At 65.2% G+C, this 21,989-nt stretch carries 19 protein-coding genes; 13 read left to right on the forward strand and 6 right to left on the reverse strand.

The annotated features are described in order from the left end of the window. The first annotated feature begins 43 nt into the window (after positions 1-43). From mobB to ACQR0W_RS05405, 3 genes are all read left to right on the forward strand, one after another. Entirely contained in the window at positions 44-577 is a 534-nt protein-coding gene (mobB, locus tag ACQR0W_RS05395; RefSeq protein WP_316169186.1) for a molybdopterin-guanine dinucleotide biosynthesis protein B, read from the forward strand. A 106-nt stretch (positions 578-683) separates the two neighbouring features. Beyond that, complete coding sequence (locus tag ACQR0W_RS05400) at positions 684-947, forward strand: sulfurtransferase TusA family protein (RefSeq protein WP_410051262.1); 264 nt, start codon at positions 684-686, stop codon at positions 945-947. A 710-nt stretch (positions 948-1,657) separates the two neighbouring features. Further along, the gene (locus ACQR0W_RS05405) at positions 1,658-3,313 is read left to right on the forward strand and encodes an OFA family MFS transporter (protein ID WP_315828329.1); all 1,656 of its coding nucleotides are present in this window, start codon (positions 1,658-1,660) and stop codon (positions 3,311-3,313) included. On the opposite strand, the gene ACQR0W_RS05410 is transcribed toward ACQR0W_RS05405, so the two are convergent. Next, on the reverse strand, positions 3,300-3,602 hold the full coding sequence (locus ACQR0W_RS05410) for a hypothetical protein (RefSeq protein WP_316169185.1): 303 nt from the start codon (positions 3,600-3,602) through the stop codon (positions 3,300-3,302). The genes ACQR0W_RS05405 and ACQR0W_RS05410 overlap by 14 nt on opposite strands. A gap of 78 nt (positions 3,603-3,680) precedes the next feature. Then, positions 3,681-4,133, reverse strand: coding sequence for a hypothetical protein (locus ACQR0W_RS05415; protein WP_315717983.1), 453 nt, complete (start codon positions 4,131-4,133; stop codon positions 3,681-3,683). 440 nt (positions 4,134-4,573) lie between these two features. On the opposite strand from ACQR0W_RS05415, the gene ACQR0W_RS05420 reads away from it, so the two are divergent. The 6 genes from ACQR0W_RS05420 (at position 4,574) to ACQR0W_RS05445 (ending at position 12,728) form a co-directional block, all read left to right on the forward strand. Beyond that, positions 4,574-4,663, forward strand: coding sequence for a K(+)-transporting ATPase subunit F (locus ACQR0W_RS05420; RefSeq protein ID WP_042340291.1), 90 nt, complete (start codon positions 4,574-4,576; stop codon positions 4,661-4,663). A 34-nt stretch (positions 4,664-4,697) separates the two neighbouring features. Then, the gene (gene kdpA, locus ACQR0W_RS05425) at positions 4,698-6,401 is read left to right on the forward strand and encodes a potassium-transporting ATPase subunit KdpA (protein ID WP_316169184.1); all 1,704 of its coding nucleotides are present in this window, start codon (positions 4,698-4,700) and stop codon (positions 6,399-6,401) included. Between the two features lie 16 nt (positions 6,402-6,417). Then, on the forward strand, positions 6,418-8,535 hold the full coding sequence (kdpB, locus tag ACQR0W_RS05430; RefSeq protein ID WP_316169183.1) for a potassium-transporting ATPase subunit KdpB: 2,118 nt from the start codon (positions 6,418-6,420) through the stop codon (positions 8,533-8,535). Positions 8,536-8,651: 116 nt separating this feature from the next. Then, positions 8,652-9,257 (forward strand): K(+)-transporting ATPase subunit C, encoded by a 606-nt coding sequence (locus tag ACQR0W_RS05435; protein ID WP_316169182.1) that lies wholly within the window; start codon positions 8,652-8,654, stop codon positions 9,255-9,257. A 67-nt stretch (positions 9,258-9,324) separates the two neighbouring features. Next, a complete protein-coding gene (locus ACQR0W_RS05440; protein WP_316169181.1) occupies positions 9,325-12,042 on the forward strand; it encodes a sensor histidine kinase KdpD in 2,718 nt (905 codons plus the stop codon). Then, positions 12,039-12,728 (forward strand): response regulator transcription factor, encoded by a 690-nt coding sequence (locus tag ACQR0W_RS05445; RefSeq protein WP_316169180.1) that lies wholly within the window; start codon positions 12,039-12,041, stop codon positions 12,726-12,728. Before ACQR0W_RS05440 ends, ACQR0W_RS05445 begins: the two co-directional genes overlap by 4 nt. Before the next feature lie 396 nt (positions 12,729-13,124). On the opposite strand, the gene ACQR0W_RS05450 is transcribed toward ACQR0W_RS05445, so the two are convergent. Next, positions 13,125-13,340 (reverse strand): hypothetical protein, encoded by a 216-nt coding sequence (locus tag ACQR0W_RS05450; protein WP_315717989.1) that lies wholly within the window; start codon positions 13,338-13,340, stop codon positions 13,125-13,127. Between the two features lie 14 nt (positions 13,341-13,354). Here ACQR0W_RS05450 and ACQR0W_RS05455 point away from each other — a divergent pair, with 14 nt between their 5' ends. Together ACQR0W_RS05455 and ACQR0W_RS05460 are read left to right on the forward strand one after the other, a co-directional pair. Next, positions 13,355-13,534, forward strand: coding sequence for a hypothetical protein (locus tag ACQR0W_RS05455; protein WP_315717991.1), 180 nt, complete (start codon positions 13,355-13,357; stop codon positions 13,532-13,534). 183 nt (positions 13,535-13,717) lie between these two features. Further along, positions 13,718-13,996: a DUF6496 domain-containing protein gene (locus tag ACQR0W_RS05460; RefSeq protein ID WP_315750196.1), complete on the forward strand. Its 279-nt coding sequence runs from the start codon at positions 13,718-13,720 to the stop codon at positions 13,994-13,996. Positions 13,997-14,232: 236 nt separating this feature from the next. Here ACQR0W_RS05460 and ACQR0W_RS05465 read toward each other — a convergent pair whose 3' ends face one another. Next, the gene (locus tag ACQR0W_RS05465) at positions 14,233-15,114 is read right to left on the reverse strand and encodes a Ku protein (protein ID WP_315750197.1); all 882 of its coding nucleotides are present in this window, start codon (positions 15,112-15,114) and stop codon (positions 14,233-14,235) included. Positions 15,115-15,754: 640 nt separating this feature from the next. Here ACQR0W_RS05465 and ligD point away from each other — a divergent pair. After that, the gene (gene ligD, locus ACQR0W_RS05470; RefSeq protein ID WP_315828324.1) at positions 15,755-18,445 is read left to right on the forward strand and encodes a DNA ligase D; all 2,691 of its coding nucleotides are present in this window, start codon (positions 15,755-15,757) and stop codon (positions 18,443-18,445) included. A gap of 95 nt (positions 18,446-18,540) precedes the next feature. Here the strand turns inward: ligD and ACQR0W_RS05475 are convergent, their stop codons facing one another. Continuing rightward, a complete protein-coding gene (locus tag ACQR0W_RS05475) occupies positions 18,541-18,705 on the reverse strand; it encodes a DUF3309 family protein (RefSeq protein WP_006614022.1) in 165 nt (54 codons plus the stop codon). Positions 18,706-18,875: 170 nt separating this feature from the next. On the opposite strand from ACQR0W_RS05475, the gene ACQR0W_RS05480 reads away from it, so the two are divergent. Continuing rightward, complete coding sequence (locus ACQR0W_RS05480) at positions 18,876-19,187, forward strand: polyhydroxyalkanoic acid system family protein (protein WP_315717996.1); 312 nt, start codon at positions 18,876-18,878, stop codon at positions 19,185-19,187. Here ACQR0W_RS05480 and treY read toward each other — a convergent pair whose 3' ends face one another. Further along, on the reverse strand, positions 19,188-21,989 hold the full coding sequence (gene treY, locus ACQR0W_RS05485; protein ID WP_315828323.1) for a malto-oligosyltrehalose synthase: 2,802 nt from the start codon (positions 21,987-21,989) through the stop codon (positions 19,188-19,190).

Here is a 21,989-nt window from a genome sequence, read left to right on the forward strand (position 1 = left end):
TCCTGGCTGTGCGAAAAACGCCGGGGCCTTTCTGGAGACCGCGATGAAAGTCATCGGCCTCGCCGGCTGGAGCGGCGCCGGCAAGACCACGCTGCTGACGCGGCTGATTCCTCATCTCAGGGGGCAGGGAGTGCGCGTCTCGGTGATCAAGCACGCCCATCACAAGTTCGACGTCGACGTCCCGGGTAAGGATTCGTGGCGGCATCGCGAGGCCGGGGCCGAGGAGGTCCTCGTCGCGTCGGGCACGCGCTGGGCGCTGATGCACGAGCTGCGCGGAGCAAGGGAGCCCGCACTCGCGGAGCTTCTGGCGAAATTGTCTCCCGTCGATCTGGTCGTCATCGAAGGGTACAAGGCCGGGCCGCATCGCCGTATCGAGGTGCATCGCGCGGCCAATGGCAAGCCGCTGCTGTTTCCCGACGATCCAGGCATTGTCGGGCTCGCCAGCGACGGCGATGTCGAGACGGCGCTGCCGCGCGTTCATCTCGACGACATTCCGGCGATCGCGGCGCTCGTCCTACATCTGGCGACGCCGCGGGCGGACGTTCTCGCGCTGTGCGACAAACCTGGTGTTCCGTGATGGAGCTCGCGCGAGCTCGCACCTGTATCTTCTGGCATCCCAGGAACCCAGTTCCGAGTTCCATAGGAGGCTGCCGCCCCGGTTGACGTCCCGGAACCGCTTCTCCATGGTCGCGCGCATGATGATGACGAGGCTGGATCTGACGGGCCTGAAGTGCCCATTGCCGGTGCTGAAGACCCGGAAGGCGCTGCAGACGCTCAAGGCGGGAGAGCGGCTCGAAGTGTGCTGTACCGACCCGCTTGCCATGATCGACATCCCGAATCTGGTGCGGGAGACCGGAGATCGGGTCGAGAGCGTCGATCGCACCGAGCACGGCATTCTGTTTCGGATCGAGAAGGCCGCGGAACCGGCCGGATCCGTGCGGCGGTGAACATCCTCTGCTGCGGGCTGCTCGAACTACGTAGTTCGCGCGCTGTCTTGGTCGGACTGTCAAGAGATTGCGCTGCTTCCTATCGTCGCAGCGGCGCCAACCCGAGCTCACAACAATGCCGCGTTCTCAGTCCAGGCTTGCGACGCTGTTGCAAGGCAAGGACAAGTTGTTCCTTCTTCACGTTTCCGCGAGCGCGCGCATGCGGCTATGAGCGTGTCCGTCGCTGACGGTCGGTACATCTCATTAGTTGATTTCATCAGGGATGGTCGTGACGCGTCGAGAAAGTAATCGAGAGCAACATGACTACAGCCGGGAGTGGCGGTCGCGTTGGTTGCACGTGAATTTGTGTGTGTGTTAGCAACACATTCGCGCTGCAGTGCGATCAATCCACCAAGATTGACCGATTATTACCATTTTACTATCGACAATTTGCCTCGGTTCTGCACCAATTGGGGCGCTTTCCGCGGAGGTTGCGGGAGACGAGTCATGCCCGCTGGGGAGCGGGCCAGGCAGACCAGCGGCACAAGAATGGTGAGGGCATAACGTCTCGGGTGGGGTGTTATGCGCATCGAGGCAGTGATGAGCGTTTGTGCGTTGCAAGACTGCTCTGGTACGCGATAGCGGGCGGGGTGAGTGGGCGTATTGATTCTGATCAAGGGGACAGAACATGACGTTGTTGCGTTGGACGAGAGTCCGTAGGGGAGGGATGCATGGCTACCATTGAAAGCGCGGGCACGCTCCCGGGCGCGCAGGCGGGGATCTTCGATCGTGAGCACACGGTCGCCAAGGCGGGGTTCAACCGCTGGCTGGTTCCTCCGGCTGCGCTGTGCATCCATCTCTGCATCGGCATGGCCTATGGCTTCTCGGTGTTCTGGCTGCCGTTGTCGCGCGCGATCGGCGTGACCAAGACCCAGGCCTGCCCGGACATGACCCTGGTGCAGGAGCTGTTCACGACGAGCTGCGACTGGAAGGTCGCAAGCCTCGGCTGGATGTACACCCTGTTCTTCGTGCTGCTGGGCGGCTCCGCTGCCGTCTGGGGCGGCTGGCTCGAGCGGGCCGGACCGCGCAAGGCGGGTGCCGTCGCGGCCTGCTGCTGGGGCGGTGGCCTCTTGATCGCGGCGCTCGGCATCTATGTTCACCAGCTCTGGATGATGTGGCTCGGTGCCGGCGTCATCGGCGGCATCGGCCTCGGCCTCGGCTACATCTCGCCGGTGTCGACCCTGGTGAAATGGTTCCCGGACCGGCGCGGCATGGCGACCGGCATGGCCATCATGGGCTTCGGCGGCGGCGCGATGATCGGTGCTCCGCTCGCCAACCTGCTGATGAACTACTTCAAGACGCCGACCTCCGTCGGTGTCTGGGAGACCTTCGTCACGATGGGCGTGATCTATTTCGTCTTCATGATGATCGGTGCCTTTGCCTATCGCGTCGCGCCGGTCGGCTGGCAGCCCGAAGGCTGGACGCCGCCGGCGGTCAAGAAGGCGATGATCTCGGAGCACCATGTGCACCTCGACAACGCGCACAAGACTCCACAGTTCTGGCTGGTCTGGTGGGTGCTCTGCTTGAACGTGTCGGCCGGTATCGGCGTGATCGGCATGGCCTCGCCGATGCTGCAGGAGATCTTCGCCGGCAAGCTGATCGGTCTGCCCGACGTCAGCTTCAACCAGCTCGACGCCGGCCAGAAGGCCGCGATCGCGGGCATCGCGGCCGGCTTTGCCGGCCTGTTGTCGTTGTTCAACATCGGCGGCCGCTTCTTCTGGGCGTCGCTGTCGGACCACATCGGCCGCAAGAACACCTATTACTGCTTCTTCCTGATCGGCATCGTGCTCTATGCGCTGGCGCCGACCTTCGCAGCGATGGGTTCGAAGCTGTTGTTCGTGGCGGCCTTCGCCATCATCCTCTCGATGTATGGCGGCGGCTTCGCGACGGTGCCTGCCTATCTGGCCGACCTGTTCGGCACCCAGTTCGTGGGCGCCATCCACGGCCGTCTGCTGACGGCCTGGGCGACGGCCGGCATCATCGGTCCGGTGGTCGTCAACTACATCCGCGAGTTCCAGCTCGCCGCCGGCGTGCCGCGCGACCAGCTGTACAACACGACGATGTATATTCTCTGCGCCATGCTGCTCGCCGGCCTGATCTGCAACTTCCTGATCAAGCCTGTCGATGACAAGTGGAACATGAGCGCGGACGAAGTCGCGAAGTACCAGGCAGAGCTCGCCAAGAACGAGTCGGCGATCCAGCACGGGTCGTTCGGCATCGGCAAGGGCGGTCTCGACGTCAAGGCCGCCCTGTTCTGGGCCTTCGTCGGCGTGCCGCTGGCATGGGGTGTCTGGAAGACGTTGGAAAGCGCGGTCAAGATCTTCTGACCGATCGGCGATGAGACAAGCGGGGCGGCCGGATCGGCCGCCCCTTTTTTTGCGGCGCAGAGGCTTGGTTTCCGGACGACTGGATCAGCGCCATCGTCGCGCAAAAGAGCGCGGTGTAGCCGATCATCTCGTCCCAATGGTTCAGGCCCACGGCGAACACGCCCTTGCGGCGCAGCACCGCAAGCATGGCACACAGGATCATGGTCATCCAGAGCAGGGTGGCGAGGCTGCGACCGAAGCCGAGGCGGCCGAACGTGGCGAACAGGATGAGGATTGCTAGTCGCAGCACAACTCGCAGCAGGACCCTGGCCGCCGGACGCTCAGCGGGCTTGTCGGTGGAGATCAGCGTCGCGCAGGTAACACCGGCTCAGAAGTTGTCGCAGCAGAGCAGGTCGGCAAGCCCCGGTTCGGCCTGGACGCCGCGCCTTGCGTCAGTCTGCGAGACGCCGGGCTCGAGACGGCGGGCCTCGGCGGCTGCGTGGAGAATGGCGAGGGCGAGATCGGCGTGGCGGGCTTCGACGCAATGATCGAGCCAGTCCGGCAATTCGCGTTGTTGCGACAATGCGCAGTGCCATTCGCCGTCATCATAGGCGATGCGCCGGAGCTGCCATCGTGGCAATTGCAGCGCGACCAGCTCCAGCGCGGCATCGATCCGCGCGTCGGTCTCCAGCAATCGTGCGATCCGCAGCCGGCGTCGCCCTCGCGCCGACAACGGTGAGACGCCCTCGTCTTCGCCAAGCAGGGCCGTCAGCATCGCCGTCGTGGTCTGCGCGAGTTGTACCCGCTCGGGCACATCCGGTCGTGTCGTCAAGGCAGCCATGCCGGCCTCCCGTCGTCAGTGAGCGATGGCCCGATGGGCCTTGATCGGCAATGTGGTCGACGGCGGCGTAGGAATGCGAGAGGGGCGAAGGCGGGAAGAAATAGCCGGCGCATAAAGACGCCTCAGCGGCATGGCCGGTTCATATGCGGCTGCGGCCGCGCGGTTCTGCCGGGGGGCGGGAGAACGCCGCGGTCTTTATGAGATTCCTATAACTCTGTCGGCGGTGCTGTCTCGAAAACCTATGAGGCCGGATGCCATCTGTCCGCGATGGAACGGACCGTGGCCGCAGCGGCGCTCCCGGCCGCTCCAAGCGTTGCGCGTCTTTCGCGCGCATGAGGAGCACACCATGCTGGACATCCTGATGCTGGCGCTGGCCGCCGGCTTGTTCGCCCTGGCGATCGGCTACACCTACGCCTGCGAGCGGCTCTAGGAGACGAGCCATGATCTTCGACTATTCGCTCGCCGGCGCGGTATCGCTCGGCCTTCTGATCTACCTCACCTACGCGCTGTTGCGGCCCGAGCGGTTCTGACCGCCACCGTCGCACCTTCAAGGACAACATCCCCATGATTGTGATCGGCTGGATCCAGATCCTGCTCTACTGCGCCGTCATCGTCGCGCTCGCCAAGCCGCTCGGCTGGTACATGACGCGCGTCTTCAATGGCGAGCGCAGCTTCCTGTCGCCGGTGCTGCGGCCGGTCGAGTCCGCAATCTACTGGATCGGCGGCGTCGACGAGCGCCGCGAGCAGCATTGGCTGACCTACACGGTCGCGATGCTGCTGTTCCATGTCGGCGGCTTCCTGATCATCTACGGCGTGATGCGCTTGCAGGCCGTGCTGCCGTTCAATCCCGCGGGACAGTCCGCGGTCGCCGAGCATCTCTCCTTCAACACCGCGATCAGCTTCCTGACCAACACCAATTGGCAGAACTACGGCGGCGAGAGCACGCTCTCCTATCTCGTGCAGATGCTCGGGCTCACGCACCAGAACTTCCTGTCGGCCGCGACCGGCATCGTGCTCGCGATCGCGCTGATCCGCGGCTTCTCACGCGCCTCGGCGCGGACCGTCGGCAATTTCTGGGTCGACGTCGTCAGATGCACGCTCTATGTGCTGCTGCCGCTCTGCATCGTCTACACGCTGTTCCTGGTCTGGCAGGGCATCCCGCAGACGCTCGGGCCCTATGTCGAGGCCACGACGCTGGAAGGGGCGAAGCAGACCATCGCGGTCGGCCCGGTGGCCTCGCAGGTCGCGATCAAGATGCTCGGCACCAATGGCGGCGGCTTCTTCAATGCCAACGCCGCGCATCCGTTCGAGAACCCGAACGCGCTGTCGAACTTCATCCAGATGCTCTCGATCTTCGCGCTCGGTGCCGCGCTGACCAACGTATTCGGCCGCATGGTCGGCAACCAGCGCCAGGGCTGGGCGCTCCTCGCCGTGATGGGCGTCCTGTTCATCGCCGGCGTCGCCATCACCTACTGGGCCGAGGCCAACAGTACGACCACGTTGAACGCGCTGGGACTGACGGGCGGCAACATGGAAGGCAAGGAGGTCCGCTTCGGCATCGTCGCGTCGTCACTGTTCGCCGTGATCACGACGGCCGCCTCCTGCGGCGCGGTCAATGCCATGCATGACAGCTTCACCGCGCTGGGCGGCATGATCCCGCTGATCAACATGCAGCTCGGCGAGATCATCATAGGCGGCGTCGGCGCCGGGCTCTACGGCATACTGCTGTTCGTCGTGCTCGCGATCTTCGTCGCCGGCTTGATGGTCGGGCGCACGCCGGAATATGTCGGCAAGAAGATCGAGGCGCGCGAGGTCAAGATGGCGATGCTGGCAATCCTGGTGCTGCCGCTGATGTATCTCGGCTGGACCGCGGTCGCGGTGGTGCTGCCGTCGGCCGTCGCGTCGATGGCCAATGCCGGTCCGCACGGCTTCACCGAGGTGCTCTACGCCTACACTTCCGCGACCGCCAACAACGGCTCGGCATTCGCAGGACTCACGGGCAACACCTTCTTCTACAACCTCACGCTCGCGTCCTCGATGTTCGTCGGCCGCTTCTTCATGATCATTCCGGCGATGGCGATCGCGGGCTCGCTCGCCGGGAAGAAGTCGATCCCGCCCTCGGCCGGCACGTTCCCGACCACGGGCGGTCTGTTCGTCGGCCTCGTGGTCGGCGTCATCCTGATCATCGGCGGCCTCACCTTCTTCCCGGCTCTCGCCCTCGGTCCGATCGTCGAGCATCTCGCGATGGCCGCCGGCACCGTGTTTTGATCTCGGAGCAACCTCCATGGACACCATCAAACTGCAGAAGCGCTCGTCGATGTCGACGATGCTCGACCCGAAGATCGTGCTGCCGGCCATCAGGGCCGCGGTTGTCAAGCTCGACCCGCGGCTGATGATCAGAAATCCGGTGATGTTCGTGGTCGAGGTCGTCGCCGCGCTCACCACGGTGATCTTCCTCCGCGACGTCGTGACCGGCGGAGCGAATCTCGGCTTCACCTTCCAGATCATTCTCTGGCTGTGGTTCACCGTGCTGTTCGCCAATTTCGCCGAAGCCGTCGCCGAAGGCCGCGGCAAGGCACAGGCGGATTCGCTGCGCAGGACGCGCACCGAGAGCCAGGCCAAGCTGCTGACGGGCACGAACCCGGCCGATCACACCTACAAGCTCGTGCCCGGCACCAGCCTGAAGGTCGGCGATCTCGTGCTGGTCGAGGCCGGCGACACCATCCCTTCCGACGGCGAGGTGATCGAGGGCGTCGCCTCGGTCAACGAGGCTGCGATCACCGGCGAATCCGCGCCCGTCATCCGCGAATCCGGCGGCGACCGCTCGGCGGTGACCGGCGGCACGCAGGTGCTGTCGGACTGGATCCGCGTCAGGATCACGGCCGCGCAAGGCTCGACCTTCATCGACCGCATGATCAAGCTGGTCGAGGGCGCGGAGCGGCAGAAGACGCCGAACGAGATCGCGCTCAACATCCTGCTCGCCGGCCTCACCATCATCTTCGTGTTCGCGACGGTGACGATCCCGAGCTACGCGGCCTATGCCGGCGGCTCGATCTCGGTGGTGGTGCTGGTGGCGCTGTTCGTGACCTTGATCCCGACCACGATCGGCGCGCTGCTGTCGGCGATCGGCATCGCTGGCATGGACCGCCTGGTGCGCTTCAACGTGCTGGCGATGTCGGGCCGCGCGGTCGAGGCCGCCGGCGACGTCGATACGCTCCTGCTCGACAAGACCGGCACCATCACGCTCGGCAATCGCCAGGCGACTGCATTCCGTCCCGTCAAGGGCGTGAGCGAGCAGGAGCTCGCCGACGCGGCGCAGCTCGCCTCGCTCGCCGACGAGACACCGGAGGGCCGCTCGATCGTGGTGCTGGCCAAGGACAAATACGGCATCCGCGGCCGCGACATGGCCGAGCTCGGCGCCACCTTCGTGCCGTTCACGGCGCAGACCCGCATGAGCGGCGTCGATGCCGGCGGCTCCTCGGTGCGCAAGGGTGCGGTCGACGCCATCCTCAACTCCATCGGCGGCGGCCCGACCCAGCCCGTCTCCGGCAACACGGTGCGCGCGGTTCAGCCGGTCGAGAGCGAGCTTGTCCGCGAGATCCGTGCAATCTCCGACGACATCGCCAAATCCGGCGGCACGCCGCTCGCGGTCGCCAGGGACGGGCGCCTGCTCGGCGTCGTCCAGCTCAAGGACATCGTCAAGGGCGGCATCCGCGAACGCTTCGCCGAGCTGCGTCGGATGGGCATCCGCACCATCATGATCACCGGCGACAACCCGATGACCGCGGCGGCGATCGCCGCCGAAGCCGGCGTCGATGATTTCCTGGCGCAGGCGACGCCCGAGGACAAGCTCAAGCTCATCCGCGACGAGCAGGCCAAGGGCAAGCTGGTGGCGATGTGCGGCGACGGCACCAACGATGCGCCCGCGCTGGCGCAGGCCGATGTCGGCGTCGCCATGAACACCGGCACGCAGGCCGCGCGCGAAGCCGGCAACATGGTCGATCTCGACTCCAACCCGACCAAACTGATCGAGGTGGTCGAGATCGGCAAGCAGCTCTTGATGACGCGCGGCGCGCTGACGACGTTCTCGATCGCCAACGACGTCGCCAAATATTTCGCGATCATCCCGGCAATGTTCCTGGCGTTCTACCCGCAGCTCAACGTGCTGAACGTCATGAACTTGGCGAGCCCGCAGAGCGCGATCCTGTCGGCGATCATCTTCAACGCGCTCGTCATCATCGCGCTGATCCCGCTGGCGCTGAAGGGCGTCGCCTACCGCGCCATCGGCGCCGGCGCGCTGCTCGGCCGTAACCTGATGATCTACGGGCTGGGCGGCATCATCATCCCCTTCATCGGCATCAAGGCGATCGACCTGATCGTGACCGCCTTGCATCTGGCTTAAAGCCCCAACCGCCGTCATTGCGAGCGAAGCAATCCAGGACTGTCTCGGGCCACGCGACTCTGGATTGCTTCGTCGCTTCGCTCCTCGCAATGACGGGAGAGACACAGGAGATTCCCATGCTCAAAGAATTCCGTCCCGCCATCTTGGTCCTGCTCGCGCTGACCCTGATCACCGGGCTGCTCTACCCGCTCGCCATGACCGTCGTCGCCGGCACCATCTTTCCGGCGCAGGCCGAGGGCAGCCTGATCACGCGCAACGGCAAGGTGATCGGATCGGCGCTGATCGGTCAGGAGTTCAAGGACGACAAATATTTCCACGGCCGTCCGTCGGCGACCTCGGCCGCCGATCCGAACGACTCCACCAAGACGGTTTCTGCGCCCTACAACGCCGCCAACTCGTCCGGCTCCAATCTCGGCCCGACCAGCAAGGCGCTTGCCGACCGCGTCAAGGAGGACGTCGACAGGCTGAAGGCGGAGAATCCCGCGCAGGCCGTGCCGGTCGATCTGGTGACGACCTCGGCGAGCGGGCTCGATCCGGACATCTCGCCGGAGGCGGCGCTGTTCCAAGTGCCGCGGGTGGCCAAGGCACGCGGCTTGCCGGAGGCGAGCGTCCAGGCCGTGATCGCCCGGCAGACCCAGGGCCGTCTGCTCGGACTGCTCGGCGAACCCCGCGTTAACGTGCTGGCGCTCAACCTGGCACTCGATGCTGCCAAACCGCAATGACGCCTTGAAGGCCTTGGCCCAGAAGGTCTTGGCCTTGGCGCCGAGGTCCCTCCGTCTATAATGCCGCATGGCCAGTCAACGCCGCGATCCTGACCAACGTCCCTCGCCGGAGGCCCTGCTCGAAGCGGCCCGGCGGGAGGACAGTCCTGCCGGCAAGCTCAAGATCTTCGTCGGCGCCGCCCCCGGCGTCGGCAAGACCTATGAGATGCTGTCGAGCGCGCATGCCAAGCTGAGGGCCGGCGTCGACGTCGTGATCGGCTTCGTCGAGACGCATGGCCGCGCCGAGACCGAGGCGCTGGTGCGTGGCCTGGAGATCGTCCCGCGCAAACGTATTTCCTACAAGGACCAGATCGTCGAGGAGATGGATCTGGATGCCGTGATCGCGCGCCGCCCCAAGCTCGCGATCGTCGACGAGCTCGCGCATACCAATGCGGTGGGCAGCCGCCACCCCAAGCGCTATCTCGACGTCGAGGAGCTGCTGTCGCACGGCATCGACGTCTACACGGCGGTCAACGTCCAGCACATCGAGAGCCTCAACGACGTCGTCGCCCAGATCACCCATGTGCGCGTGCGCGAGACCGTCCCGGACTCGGTCCTCGACCGCGCCGACGCCATCGAACTGATCGACCTCACGCCCGACGATCTGATCCAGCGACTGAAGGAGGGCAAGGTTTATGTGCCCAAGCAGGCAGAGCGGGCGCTGGAGCATTATTTCTCACCCGGCAACCTGACCGCGCTGCGCGAGCTCGCGCTGCGCCGGACGGCCGAGCGCGTCGACGAGCAACTACTCACCCACATGCAAGCCAATGCCATCGCCGGCCCCTGGGCAGCCGGCGAGCGCATCCTCGTCTGCGTGTCGGAGGACCCGCGAGCGACAGGGCTGGTGCGCTACACCAAGCGGCTCGCCGACCGTGTCCACGCGCCGTGGACCGCCGTTACCATCGAGACCCGGCGCAACCTGCAACTCACGGACAAGCAGCGCGACCGGCTCGCCGATACGCTGCGGCTAGCCGAGACCCTCGGCGGCGAGGCGCTGACGATTCCGGGCGTCGGCCGGCGTATCGCGGATGACCTCATCAACTTCGCGCAGGCCAACAACGTCACCCAGATCATCATCGGCAAGTCGAGCCGCTCGCGCCTGTTCGAGATCATCAGGGGCTCCGTGGTCCACGACCTCGTCAGGGGCGCCGGCAACATCAGCATCCACGTCATCGCCGGCGAGGAGGCGCCGGACACCACGAGCAGCTCGGTGCAGACGCGAGCGCGCAGCGAGCCGCTGCAGCCGAAGCCCTATCTGAAGGCGCTGCTGATCACGGCTGTCGGCCTTGGCCTCGCCGAGCTGATCCAGCCTGTCTTCGGCATCGAGAACGTCGATCTGGTGTTCCTCACGGCCGTGGTCGGCGTCGCCGCACGCTACGGCCTGTGGCCGTCACTGCTGGCGAGCCTCGCCGCCTCGCTCTGCTACAACTTCTTCTTCCTGCCGCCGCTGTATACGTTCACGATCACCGATCCGACCAACATCGGCGCGTTCTTCTTCTTCATGTTGATCGCGATCCTGGTGTCCAACGTCGCCGCGCGCGTTCGCGTTCAGGCTGACGCCGCCACCCACCGCGTCCGGACCACCGAGCAGCTCTATGCCTTCAGCCGCAAGCTTGCGGGCACCGCGACCCTCGATGACGTGCTGTGGGCCACGGCCTATCAGGCGGCGTTGATGCTGAAGGTACGGGTCGTGCTGCTGCTGCCGCAGGACGGCAAGCTCACGGTCATGACCGGCTACCCGCCGGAGGATCAGCTCGACGACGCCGACCTCGCCGCCGCGAGCTGGGCCTGGAGCAACGACCGCGCCGCCGGGCGCGGCTCCGACACGCTGCCGGGCGCCAAGCGGCTGTTCCTGCCGATGCGCACGGGGCGCGGCTCGATCGGCGTCATCGGCATTGATGACGATCGCACCGGGCCGCTGCTGACGCCGGACCAGCGCCGGCTGCTCGATGCCCTGGTCGACCAGGGCGCGCTCGCGATCGAGCGCGTGCTGCTGGTCGAAGACATGGACAAGGTCAAGCGCACCATGGAGCAGGACCGGCTGCGCTCGGCGCTGCTCACCTCGATCTCGCACGATCTGAAGACGCCACTCGCCTCCGTGCTCGGCGCGGCCTCGACGATGCGCGATCTCGCGGCCCGGCTGTCCGACAAGGAGAAGCTCGACCTGCTTGCCACCGTCATCGACGAATCCGAACGGCTCAACCGCTTCATCGCCAATCTCCTGGACATGACTAAGCTGGAATCGGGCGCGATCGTGCCGAACGCCGCGCTCCACGACGTCGGCGAGATCGTCGGCAGCGCGCTGCGGCGCGCGAGCAAGATCCTCGCCGGTCATCATGTCTCGCTGGAACTGGCGCCCGATCTGCCGATGGTCGAGGTCGACGCGGTGCTGTTCGAGCAGGTGCTGTTCAATCTGCTCGACAACGCCGCCAAATATGCGCCTCCCGAGACCTCGATCGCGATCCGCGCGTCCCGCGACAACAACTGGATCATGCTCGAGATCCGTGACGAAGGCGACGGCATTCCCGCCGCGGAGGTCGAGCACGTGTTCGACAAGTTCTATCGCGTGCAGAAGGGCGACCAGGTGCGGCCTGGCACCGGTCTGGGGCTCGCGATCTCGCGCGGCTTCATCGAGGCGATGCATGGCCGCATCTTCGCCGGCAACCGCACCGATCGGCCCGGCGCGGTCCTCACCATCCGCCTGCCCGTGCCGGCGCAGGCCAGATCGCTGGATACGGCCGCATGACCGGCGCTCCGATCAAGGTGCTCGTGATCGACGACGAGCCGCCGATCCGCAAGCTGCTGCGGATGGGCCTGACCACGCAGGGCTACGAGATTCTCGAAGCCTCGAACGGCAGGATCGCGCTGGAGCTGTTGGGCCAGGAGCCGGCGCTGATCATTCTCGACCTTGGCCTGCCCGACGTCGACGGGCTCGAGCTGCTGCGAACCATCCGTGGCCGCAACGAGGCCGTGCCGGTCGTGGTGCTGTCCAGCCGCGGCGACGAGGCGGGCAAGGTCCAGGCGCTCGATCTCGGCGCCGACGACTACATCACCAAGCCGTTCGGCATGGACGAGCTGCTGGCGCGGCTGCGCGCGGCGTTGCGGCATCAGTTGCAGGTGCAGGGCGAGCGTCCGGTGTTCCGCACCGGCGATCTCTCCGTCGATCTCGTCCGCCGCATCGTCAAGGTCGGCGACCGCGAGATCAAGCTGTCGCCCAAGGAGTACGATCTGCTCCGCGTCCTGGTGCAGCACGCCGGCAAGGTGCTGACGCACCGCTTCCTGCTCAAGGAGCTGTGGGACGAATTGACCGACGCGCAATATCTGCGCGTCTATGTGCGTCAGCTCAGGCAGAAGGTCGAGGCCGATCCCGAGCGCCCGCAATTCGTATTGACCGAGACCGGCATCGGCTATCGGCTGCGCGCGCCGGACTGAGCTTTGGCCGTATCGGCCGACTGGTCCTGTGTGTCAGGGGCGTTGGCATCGCCATTCGATGGGCGAGCTTGCGTGTCCCGCGGGCGGCATCAGCTCGTTTCGTTATATTTTCGAGCAATTTTGACCAGCCGGTCATCTCGCGCTGCGGCACAGTACGTCCGCAGGCGCCCGTTCTCTGGATCAACGGATGATCGAGACCGCGGTCGTGCCACCTCATCGGCGCAGCTGATCGTGCGTTTGCATGCACGACGGTGTAAACACGGGACGTGCCATGTCTCGGCTTGTCAGAACACGATCTGAATTTGGGGGGGGGGGCGAGGCTGCCGACTGCGGCGCAGAGATTGTCATCGGCGATACTGGGAAGAGCATCATGCCCGAAATTCATCTCAATCAAGGTCAGCCCGACGCGTTGCGGTGCCGCTTCGGCATGAAGGCCGGCCTATGTCCCGGTGAGGGGTTCTGCGCGTTCGATCTTTCAGCCTGCAGGGACTGTTCGAGATCGCAGCACAAGATCCAGACCTTGACGGGTTCGGAAGACCCGATGAGATCAAAGATATTGCACACCTGGATTTCGTTTGCCGTTCGTCCATCGACGTCGTTCTTGGCTCCCATCAGTGAGGTCGGTCATGGAAGAATACATTCATCTGCAGAACCTCATCCTGTTCAGGAAACGTCTCGCTGAATTCAACGATGAGTCCAAGCGGACGGTGCTCCTGAAATTGCTGACTGAGGAAGAGGCCAGGGACGCATCATTCGGACCGTCGCCTTGTCCAGTTGCGCCTCATGCAGCGGATCAGAACGTCTGATTGGCTTCTCGGTCTATCCGTCATCGAAACGATGAGCGCGAAGCTGCATTGGAATCTCGATGTATCGACGGGCTTCGATTCCCGCGATCGTGAAAGCATCGGTGGAGGTACGCGGCATCAGCTTGCGCTTTGGAACTTTCGTCTCGCCGACGCGGTTTACGTGTCGCAATCGGGAGGATGTTCATGGCACGACAATACTCGCGCAAGGCATCGGCCAAGGTCGGCCGGGCCATGAAGAAGCGCAAGGCCGGCACGCTGCGCAGCGGCGGTTCCGGTCGCAAGGTCAAGAGCCGCAAGCAGGCCATCGCGATCGGCCTGTCGGAGGCGCGCCGCGAAGGCAAGAAGGTGCCCGCGAAAAAGAGCGCGAGGGCCTCGGCGAAGAAGACGGCCAAGAAGGCGAGCAAGAAGAGCACGAAGAAGACTACCAAGAAAACGACGAAGAAGAAGTCGAAGAAGAGCTGACGAGGCGATCATTCGGGCTACGATCATCGCGCACGCCATGACCCGCAGCCGTGGAAAAATCTCCGCTGTCGTCCCGGCGAACGCCGGGACCCATAACCCCAGGGAGATGTTATTGCGCGGGATGTGGGACAAGTCTTGTCTTACAACACCCGCCGCGGAGTATGGGTCCCGGCGTTCGCCGGGACGACGGCGGTGGGTGTGGAGGCCGCTTGCGCCACGCAGGCAGCTGCTGGCTTTCACCCCGCCTTCCTCTGCCGCGCCGCCGACCGATGCGCCTTCTTCGCCGGGCGTCGATGCGTGCTCGTCCGCCGCGACGCCGCACGCGCGGTCTTTTTTCGGCTCTTGCCGTTCAGGCTCTGCTTCAGCGCATCCATCAGGCTGACGACGTTGTCGGGCCGCTCCGCCGGCTCCGGCAGCTTGATCGGCTTGCCCGAGGCCTTGCGCTTCACCAGCGCCTTCAGCGCGGTCTCGTACTGGTCCTTGAACTCCGAGGGGTCGAAATGGGCTGCCTTGGTCTGCAAGATGTGGCCGGCCAGCTCGACCATGTCCTTGCTGATCTTCGGCGCCCTGATGTCGTCGAAGAACTCGGCTTCGTCGCGCAGCTCATAGGGAAAGCGCAGCGTGGTGCCGAGCATGCCCTTGCCCATCGGCTCGATGGCGATGACGTGCTCGCGGTTGGTCAGCACGATCCGCGCCAGCGCCACGCGCTCCTGGTCCTTCATGGCGTCGCGGATGACCGCGAAGGCGTCGAGCGCCGCCTTGCCGTCGGGGGCGATGTAATAGGGGTGGTTGAGATAGCGCTGGTCGATCTCGTCGCGCGGCACGAAGCTGTCGATGTCGATCGTGTGGTTGCTCTCGATCTGGACCGCCTCCAGCTCCTCCGGCTCGATCTCGACATACTGTCCCTTGGCGAGTTCATAGCCGCGGCCCTTCTGGTCGCCCTCGACGATGTCGCCGGTCTCGGCGTCCACCATCTGCTGCTTGAGCCGGTTGCCGGTCTCGCGGTTGATCAGATGGAAGCGCGTCTTCTCGACCGACGTCGACGCCGGATAGAGCACGACGGGGCAGCTGACGAGCGAGAGTTTGAGCGAGCCTTTCCAGTAGGCGCGGGGGGCCATCGTGGTCTCCTTGGACAATCCGGACGAGGCTGCAACGGGCAAGCATCGGTGTGGGTTCCATGGGCCCGGCGAAGGTCGCTTCGGGAAAAAATAATTCGCTTGACGACTTCGTAAAATCAGCATTATGGTCCGACCCGTTCCGTTGCGTCGGAGGGGACGTATCGCGGTCGTCACGGACGTCGGCAGCGGAATGCGATGGGTGTGCCGGGTTGCAGCGTGATTCAGTCGCGCCGACGAACAATCCGGCATGCACGGTCAAGTCGCGCGGTCCTGATACCCCGATGCTGGTATCCAGCGCAATGCGCGCAGGCGCATTGTCGCGACACGGTGGCCAACAAGCCCGGCGCACCGGGGAGAACGCGAAGCAGCCGTTAAAGCCGTCGCGCAGGGAGGGCCGGGATGTCTCGGCTGCACCTGTGGTACCTGCCGCCTGCATTTCTTTCTGCAGGCGGGCCATGGGGGCGGCGAGCTCCCGGCCTTCCCTGCGCCCTCTCGACTGGCAGAGGGCGGACGCCAGCACAGCCTGGGCCCTCCATGAGCCGCGGGAACGCGGAACTTTGCCCGAAGTTATCCTGCCGATGCGGCCGGTTCCACGAGTTCGCCGGCTTTGCTACGCTACCACTCAACGCGAGGGATCACCGTGGCGCTCGGGAAGCTTTCCACCTATCGCAAGAAGCGCGATTTCGACAAGACGGCGGAGCCGTCCGGCGACGCCAAGGTCGCGCGTACGGCGCGGCCGCGCTTCGTCATCCAGAAGCATGACGCAACGCGCCTGCACTACGACCTGCGGCTCGAATTCGACGGCGTCTTCAAGTCGTGGGCCGTCACCAAGGGGCCGTCGCTCGATCCGCACGACAAGCGGCTGGCGGTCGAGGTCGAGGATCATCCGCTCGACTACGGCGATTTCGAAGGTACGATCCCGGAAGGCGAGTATGGCGGCGGCACCGTCATGCTGTGGGACCGCGGCTATTGGGACAGCGAGGACCCGGAGCGCGGGTTCAAGAAGGGCGATCTCAAATTCACTCTCGAGGGCGAAAAGCTGCATGGCAGCTGGGTGCTGGTGCGGATGCGCCACGATCGCACCGGCGGCAAGCGGACCAATTGGCTGCTGATCAAGCATCGCGACGAGTTTGCCCGGGAAGGCGAGGCCAACGATATCCTGGATGCCGACAAGTCGGTCGCCTCGGGCCGCACGATGGAGCAGATCGCGGCCGGCAAGGGCAAGGCGCCGAAGCCGTTCATGCTCGCCAAGACGCAGCGCATGAACGCGGATGCGGTGTGGCACTCCAACCGCAGTGACAGCGAAACCAAGCCGACTACGAAGGCCTCATCACCGAAAGCGAGGGCCGAGAAGGGAAACGGCACCAAGGCCCGCGTTGCGCCGAAGACGGTATCGTCGCTGCCCGACTTCGTGCCGCCCGAGCTTTGCACGTCGGTCGCGCAACCGCCGAGCGGCGAGGGGTGGGGGCATGAGATCAAGTTCGACGGCTACCGCGTGCAGATCAGGGTCGAGGGCGGCGAGGCAACCCTGAAGACCCGCAAGGGCCTGGACTGGACCGCCAAGTTCGGCGCGATTGCGGAGGAGGCTGCGAAGCTGCCGGACGCGATCATCGACGGCGAGATCGTCGCGCTCGACAAGGACGGCAATCCGAATTTCTCCGCCCTTCAGGCGGCGATCTCGGCGGGTGAAACCGACGAGCTGATCTTCTTCGCCTTCGACCTGATGTTCGCCGAGGAGTTCGACTTGCGCCGCCAGCCTTTGCGCGAGCGCAAGGCACGGCTGGCGAAGCTGCTGAAGGCGCATATCAAGGGCAAGACACCGCGGATCCGCTACGTCGAGCATTTCGAGAGCGACGGCGAAGCCGTGCTGGAGTCGGCGCGCAAGCTGAACCTCGAAGGCATCGTCTCGAAGAAGTTGGACTCGGCCTATCATTCGGGACGGACGGAGAGCTGGACCAAAGCCAAGACCAGGCCCGGCCACGAGGTCGTCATCGGCGGCTGGAAGACGACCAACGGCAAATTCCGATCGTTGATGGTCGGCGTCAACAAGGACGATCATCTCGCTTATGTCGGGATCGTCGGCACCGGCTTCGGCCAGGACACGGTGAAGGCGATCATGCCGGCGCTGAAGGCGGCGGCATCCGACAAGAGCCCGTTCAGCGGCAAGAACGCGCCGCGTAAGACGCGTGACGTGCATTGGCTCAAGCCCGAGCTGGTCGCCGAGATCGAGTTTGCCGGCTTCACCGGCGACGGCAATGTCAGGCAGGCCTCGTTCAAGGGACTGCGCGAGGACAAGCCAGCCCGCGAGGTCGTTGCCGAGGCGCCGGTGGTGGCGACGAAGGTTGCCAGGCCGGTGGCGCGGGCCGCCGCGAGCGTCGCGACCGTCGGCACCACGCTGCACAAGACGCCGTCACGCACGAAGGGCTCGGCGACCGTGATGGGCGTTGCAATCTCCAAGCCCGACAAGGCGCTGTGGCCGGACGCCGGCGACGGCGAGCCCGTCACCAAGCTTGATCTTGCGACCTATCTGGAAGCCGTCGGCAACTGGATGATCGGGCATCTGAGGGGGCGGCCGTGCTCGATCGTGCGTGCGCCTGATGGCATCGGTGGCGAAAAATTCTTCCAGCGGCACGGCATGCAGGGCATGTCGGACCTGCTGGAGCTGGTCAAGGTCTCGGGCGACCGCAAACCATATCTGCAGATCGACCGCGTCGAGGGATTGATCGCGGTGGCCCAGGTCGCCGCCGTCGAGCTGCATCCATGGAATTGCGCGCCGGACGCCTATGACGTCCCGGGTCGGCTGGTGTTCGATCTCGATCCGGCGCCGAACGTCGCGTTCGAGGAGGTGATCGCGGCCGCCAAGGAGATGCGCCAGCGCTTGAAGAGCCTCGGGCTCGAGAGCTTCTGCAAGACCACGGGCGGCAAGGGTCTGCATGTGGTGACGCCGTTGCTGCACGGCGCGCGCGACAAGGTGAGCTGGCCCGAAGCGAAGGCGTTTGCACAGGGCGTGTGCCAATGGATGGCGAACGACCGCCCGGAGCAGTACCTGCTCAACATGTCGAAGAAGCTGCGCAAGGGGAAGATCTTCCTCGACTATCTGCGCAACGACCGGATGTCGACGGCGGTCGCCGTGCTGTCGCCGCGCGCTCGCGAAGGCGCCACCGTGTCGATGCCGCTGACCTGGGCGCAGGTGAAGAACGGGCTCGAACCCAAGCGCTACACGGTCCGAACCGCGCCGGCGCTGTTGCCCAAGACCAAGGCGTGGGAGGGCTATGACGACGCGGCCGGAGCGATCAAGCCGGCGATGAGGAAGCTCGCGAACGAAGTGTAAGGGATACGATGCGGGGGCGCAATCAAGGCCAGGCCGACGTGGCGCGGCCACGTCGGCCCGAGCTGATCAGTTGGATGGCTATGAGATCGATCGGATCAGATGCGTCCGAGCAGGACGAGAATCAGCACGATGACGATGATCAGGCCGAGGCCGCCGCCGCCGTAGTAGCCGGTGCCGTAGAACGGACCGCCGCCGATGCCGGAAAAGCCGCCGAGCAGGGCGATGATGAGAATGATGAGGATGATAGTTCCGATGGACATGTGCTTCCCTCCAGTGCCCGGCAGCGGGGCGACAACGTGCTCTGCCTTCGCCGAGGAAACTGGTTGGAACTTCGAAAGTTCCGCGTGGGAACAAGTAAAATGCAGCGTGTGTCTTTGCGGTCGTAGCCACCGATGACTACGTAGAGAGGGTTGTTAGTCAGGAGATCGCGATGTCAAGACCGCTTGTCGTTTCCATTCCGCATCGCCTCGGCAAGGACGAGGCCGTGCGCCGGCTCCAGGCCGGTCTCAGCCGCGCCGCGACCAGCGTTCCGGTCCTGAAGGTCGACGAAGAGCGCTGGGAGGGCGACAAGATGATCTTTCGCGTTCGCGCGCTCGGTCAGGCGGCGTCGGGCCATGTCGACGTCGCCGACGATCACGTGCGTGTCGAGGTCGTGCTGCCCTGGCTGCTGCAGCGCTTTGCCGAGGCCGCGCAATCCGCGATCCGCAGCCGCGGCCAGCTGCTGTTGACGAAGAAGAGCTGATCAGGTCGGCGCCGCTCCTGTCCGACGTCGACCAGGCGGGTGGGCTGCCGCGTCGGTCCGCGCCGGGATCGCCGCTGCAGGAAAATGCGTGAAGATGGAGGACACCGCCAGGATGCCGTCCTGCATGTCCGCCGGTATGTAGCCGCGGGCATGAACCTCGGCGTCGAAACCATCTGCGTGGGGCCACACCCGGCCACCGTCGGTGAAGGGTGCAAAGTTGCGCACGGTGACGACGACGACGGCGTCCCGCCCGCGCCGCCGTGCGAAAGCAATGATGTGATCGGCATGACGTCCGCTCACCTCGAGCGGCTCGTAGGAGCCGTCGGTGAACACGGCGGGCATCTGGTTGCGAAGCTTCAGCAGCTCCCGCGTCCAGGCGAGCTTGATGCGGCCGTCCGGCCAATGGTCCGCGAGGTGGGCCCAGTCGGGAGTCTCGCACGCACGCAGCGCGTGCTCACGCGCGGCGAAATCGACCGGGCGGCGGTTGTCCGGATCGACCATCGAAAGGTCCCAGAACTCGGTGCCCTGATAGAAATCCGGCACGCCGGGCATCGTCGCCTTCAGCGTAAGCTGGGTCAGCGAGTTCAGCGCGCCGAGCAAAGCGAGCCGCCTGGAAAGCGTCTCCAGCGACTGCAGGAACTCGGACGAGCGCTCGCGATCCAGGATGCGGTCGATGAAGGCGCGCAGGCCGTTCTCATAGGCCTCGTTCGGATTGAGCCAGCTGGTCTCCTCCTTGCCCTCGCGCGCGGCCTTCAGCGCATAGGCCTGCAGCCGCTCGGGCAGGGTGCCATCGGTGCCGCTTGCCGGCCAGATGCCGACGAGCGTCTGGTACAGCATGTATTCGAACGCCGCCGAGGGCGCGCGCATCTTGCCATCCGTGATGACGTGCGGCGCGTTCAAGGTCTTCCAGCGCGCCATCGCGGACGTCCAATCGTTGGGCAGCTCGGTGATGGCGGCGAGCCGCGTGCGCGCATCCTCGCCGCGCTTGGTGTCGTGGGTAGCAGTGGCGGTCATGCCGTGCGGCCAATGCCTGGCGCGGTCCCGCATCAGCTTATGGAAGTCGGCGATCGCCAGAGCATGCGCCGCTGGATCGCCGCCGACCTCGTTGAGCGCGAGCAGCCGGTGGAAGCGGTAGAAGGCGGTGTCCTCCAGCGACTTCGCCATCATCGGCCCGGTGAGCTGCTGCACCTTGAGGGCGAAGCGGCGCACACGCGGGACGCTGTGGTTGGTGCTGCGGTCGCGCTTGATGAGATCCATGGTCAGCGCATCGCGCAGGAACTCGAAGATCGAGCCGTCGGAGGCGAACCATTCGGCCCGGGCGCCTGCGATGGCGTGGTCGATCAGCTTGCGGTCGGTCTCAGTCGGGCCGGCTGTGGTGAGATAGGTGCGATAGACCGGGAAGTGAAGAACATACAGCTCGAGCGCTTGGCGCAGGATGTCTTCCGAATAGTCGCGCGTCGAGTAGTGGCCGTTGGCGATGCGCGCCAGCAGGCGGGTCAGCACGGTGAATTCGCTGGTCAGCAGCGTCTCCAGCACGCGCCGCTTGGCCTCCTTGATCACAGGCGCGAGCTTCGGCGGCTTGTTGCTGATCTGGCGCCAGATCTCGTCCAAGGGCTCCAGACCTTTGCCCTCGATCAGGACCTGGGTGATGACGTTCATCCACTCGTAGCCGGTGGTGCCGTGCACGCCGGCAAAACCCGGCAGCTTCTCGTGCTCGCAGAGAATCTTCTCGATGACGACGTAGAACGGCCCGGCTGCGGGCCCCCGAGCGTCGCGGATCAGCCGCCGCAGGCGCTGGAAATATTGTGCGGGATCGCGCAGGCCGTCGATATGGTCGAGCCGCAGACCCTGCAACTGGCCATCCGCGATCAGCTTCTTGACCAGCCGGTGGATCGCTTCGAACGTGCCGGCATCCTCGACGCGCAGGCCCGCCAGCGTGTTGACGTCGAAGAAGCGGCGGTAGTTGATGTCGCTGGACGCAAGCCGCCAATGGCCGAGCTTGTAGTGCTGTCGCTCCAGCAGATGATGCAGAGCGAGCGTCTGCGCACCACGGTCGGGGCCGGCCTTATAGGCCGCGATCCCCTGGGCAATGACGCCGGCTGCGCCGGGAATGGCCTTGAGGGCCGCCTTGAACGCCGGCGCTTCCTTGCGGTTCGGATGGCGCAGGCCGCGATAGCGCGACGCCAGGTCGAGGATCGCCTTGCCGGCCTCGCTGCTCTCCTCACCGGCCTCCTTGACGATGATGCGCAATACCTCGCCATAGCGCTCGGGCGCGATCGGCAGCCGATGCTCGAAGTACCAGCAGGAGAACGAGCCTTCGTCCGGGTCGTAGCGCAGCTCGATGTCGCCATGTTCGAGCGCGTGGCCGTAGGAGGTGCCGATGATCGGCAGCAGCACGCCGCCGCGCGCGCGGTACGGCAACTGGTCCCAGTCGATGTCGAACGAGGCGGCGTGCGGCGAAGCCTGGCCCCATTCGAGCACGTCGAGCCACCATGGATTGTCGTCGAAATGCACGCCGACATGGTTCGGCACGAAGTCGAGGATGAGGCCGAGATTGTGCTGCTTCAGCGCCGCGCTCAGTTTCGCAAAGCCGTCCTCGCCGCCGAGCTCGGGATTGAGCTTGGAATGATCGGTGATGTCGTAGCCATGTGTCGAGCCCCTCCGCGCCGTCATGAAGGGCGAAGCATAGACGTGGCTGATGCCCAGCGCCTTCAGATATGGCAAGACGCGTGCGGCCGATTCGAAGTTGAAATCACCCGTGAGCTGCAGGCGATAGGTCGCGAGGGGAATGGCCGGAGGCAT

The sequence above is a fragment of the Bradyrhizobium sp. HKCCYLRH1034 genome (assembly GCF_051168375.1).
Classification (GTDB): Bacteria; Pseudomonadota; Alphaproteobacteria; order Rhizobiales; family Xanthobacteraceae; genus Bradyrhizobium.

Excerpts from the sequence above, each read along its gene's own strand:
- ACQR0W_RS05450 (WP_315717989.1), bottom strand. The coding sequence starts at position 13,340 with ATGGGAGCCAAGAACGACGTCGATGGACGAACGGCAAACGAAATCCAG.
- ACQR0W_RS05475 (WP_006614022.1), bottom strand. The coding sequence starts at position 18,705 with ATGTCCATCGGAACTATCATCCTCATCATTCTCATCATCGCCCTGCTC.
- ACQR0W_RS05415 (WP_315717983.1), bottom strand. The coding sequence starts at position 4,133 with ATGGCTGCCTTGACGACACGACCGGATGTGCCCGAGCGGGTACAACTC.
- ACQR0W_RS05465 (WP_315750197.1), bottom strand. The coding sequence starts at position 15,114 with ATGGCCCCCCGCGCCTACTGGAAAGGCTCGCTCAAACTCTCGCTCGTC.
- ACQR0W_RS05480 (WP_315717996.1), top strand. The coding sequence starts at position 18,876 with ATGTCAAGACCGCTTGTCGTTTCCATTCCGCATCGCCTCGGCAAGGAC.
- kdpA (WP_316169184.1), top strand. The coding sequence starts at position 4,698 with ATGATTGTGATCGGCTGGATCCAGATCCTGCTCTACTGCGCCGTCATC.
- treY (WP_315828323.1), bottom strand. The coding sequence starts at position 21,989 with ATGCCTCCGGCCATTCCCCTCGCGACCTATCGCCTGCAGCTCACGGGT.
- ACQR0W_RS05405 (WP_315828329.1), top strand. The coding sequence starts at position 1,658 with ATGGCTACCATTGAAAGCGCGGGCACGCTCCCGGGCGCGCAGGCGGGG.
- ACQR0W_RS05445 (WP_316169180.1), top strand. The coding sequence starts at position 12,039 with ATGACCGGCGCTCCGATCAAGGTGCTCGTGATCGACGACGAGCCGCCG.
- ACQR0W_RS05455 (WP_315717991.1), top strand. The coding sequence starts at position 13,355 with ATGGAAGAATACATTCATCTGCAGAACCTCATCCTGTTCAGGAAACGT.
- ACQR0W_RS05400 (WP_410051262.1), top strand. The coding sequence starts at position 684 with ATGGTCGCGCGCATGATGATGACGAGGCTGGATCTGACGGGCCTGAAG.
- mobB (WP_316169186.1), top strand. The coding sequence starts at position 44 with ATGAAAGTCATCGGCCTCGCCGGCTGGAGCGGCGCCGGCAAGACCACG.
- ACQR0W_RS05420 (WP_042340291.1), top strand. The coding sequence starts at position 4,574 with ATGATCTTCGACTATTCGCTCGCCGGCGCGGTATCGCTCGGCCTTCTG.
- ACQR0W_RS05435 (WP_316169182.1), top strand. The coding sequence starts at position 8,652 with ATGCTCAAAGAATTCCGTCCCGCCATCTTGGTCCTGCTCGCGCTGACC.
- ACQR0W_RS05460 (WP_315750196.1), top strand. The coding sequence starts at position 13,718 with ATGGCACGACAATACTCGCGCAAGGCATCGGCCAAGGTCGGCCGGGCC.
- kdpB (WP_316169183.1), top strand. The coding sequence starts at position 6,418 with ATGGACACCATCAAACTGCAGAAGCGCTCGTCGATGTCGACGATGCTC.
- ACQR0W_RS05440 (WP_316169181.1), top strand. The coding sequence starts at position 9,325 with ATGGCCAGTCAACGCCGCGATCCTGACCAACGTCCCTCGCCGGAGGCC.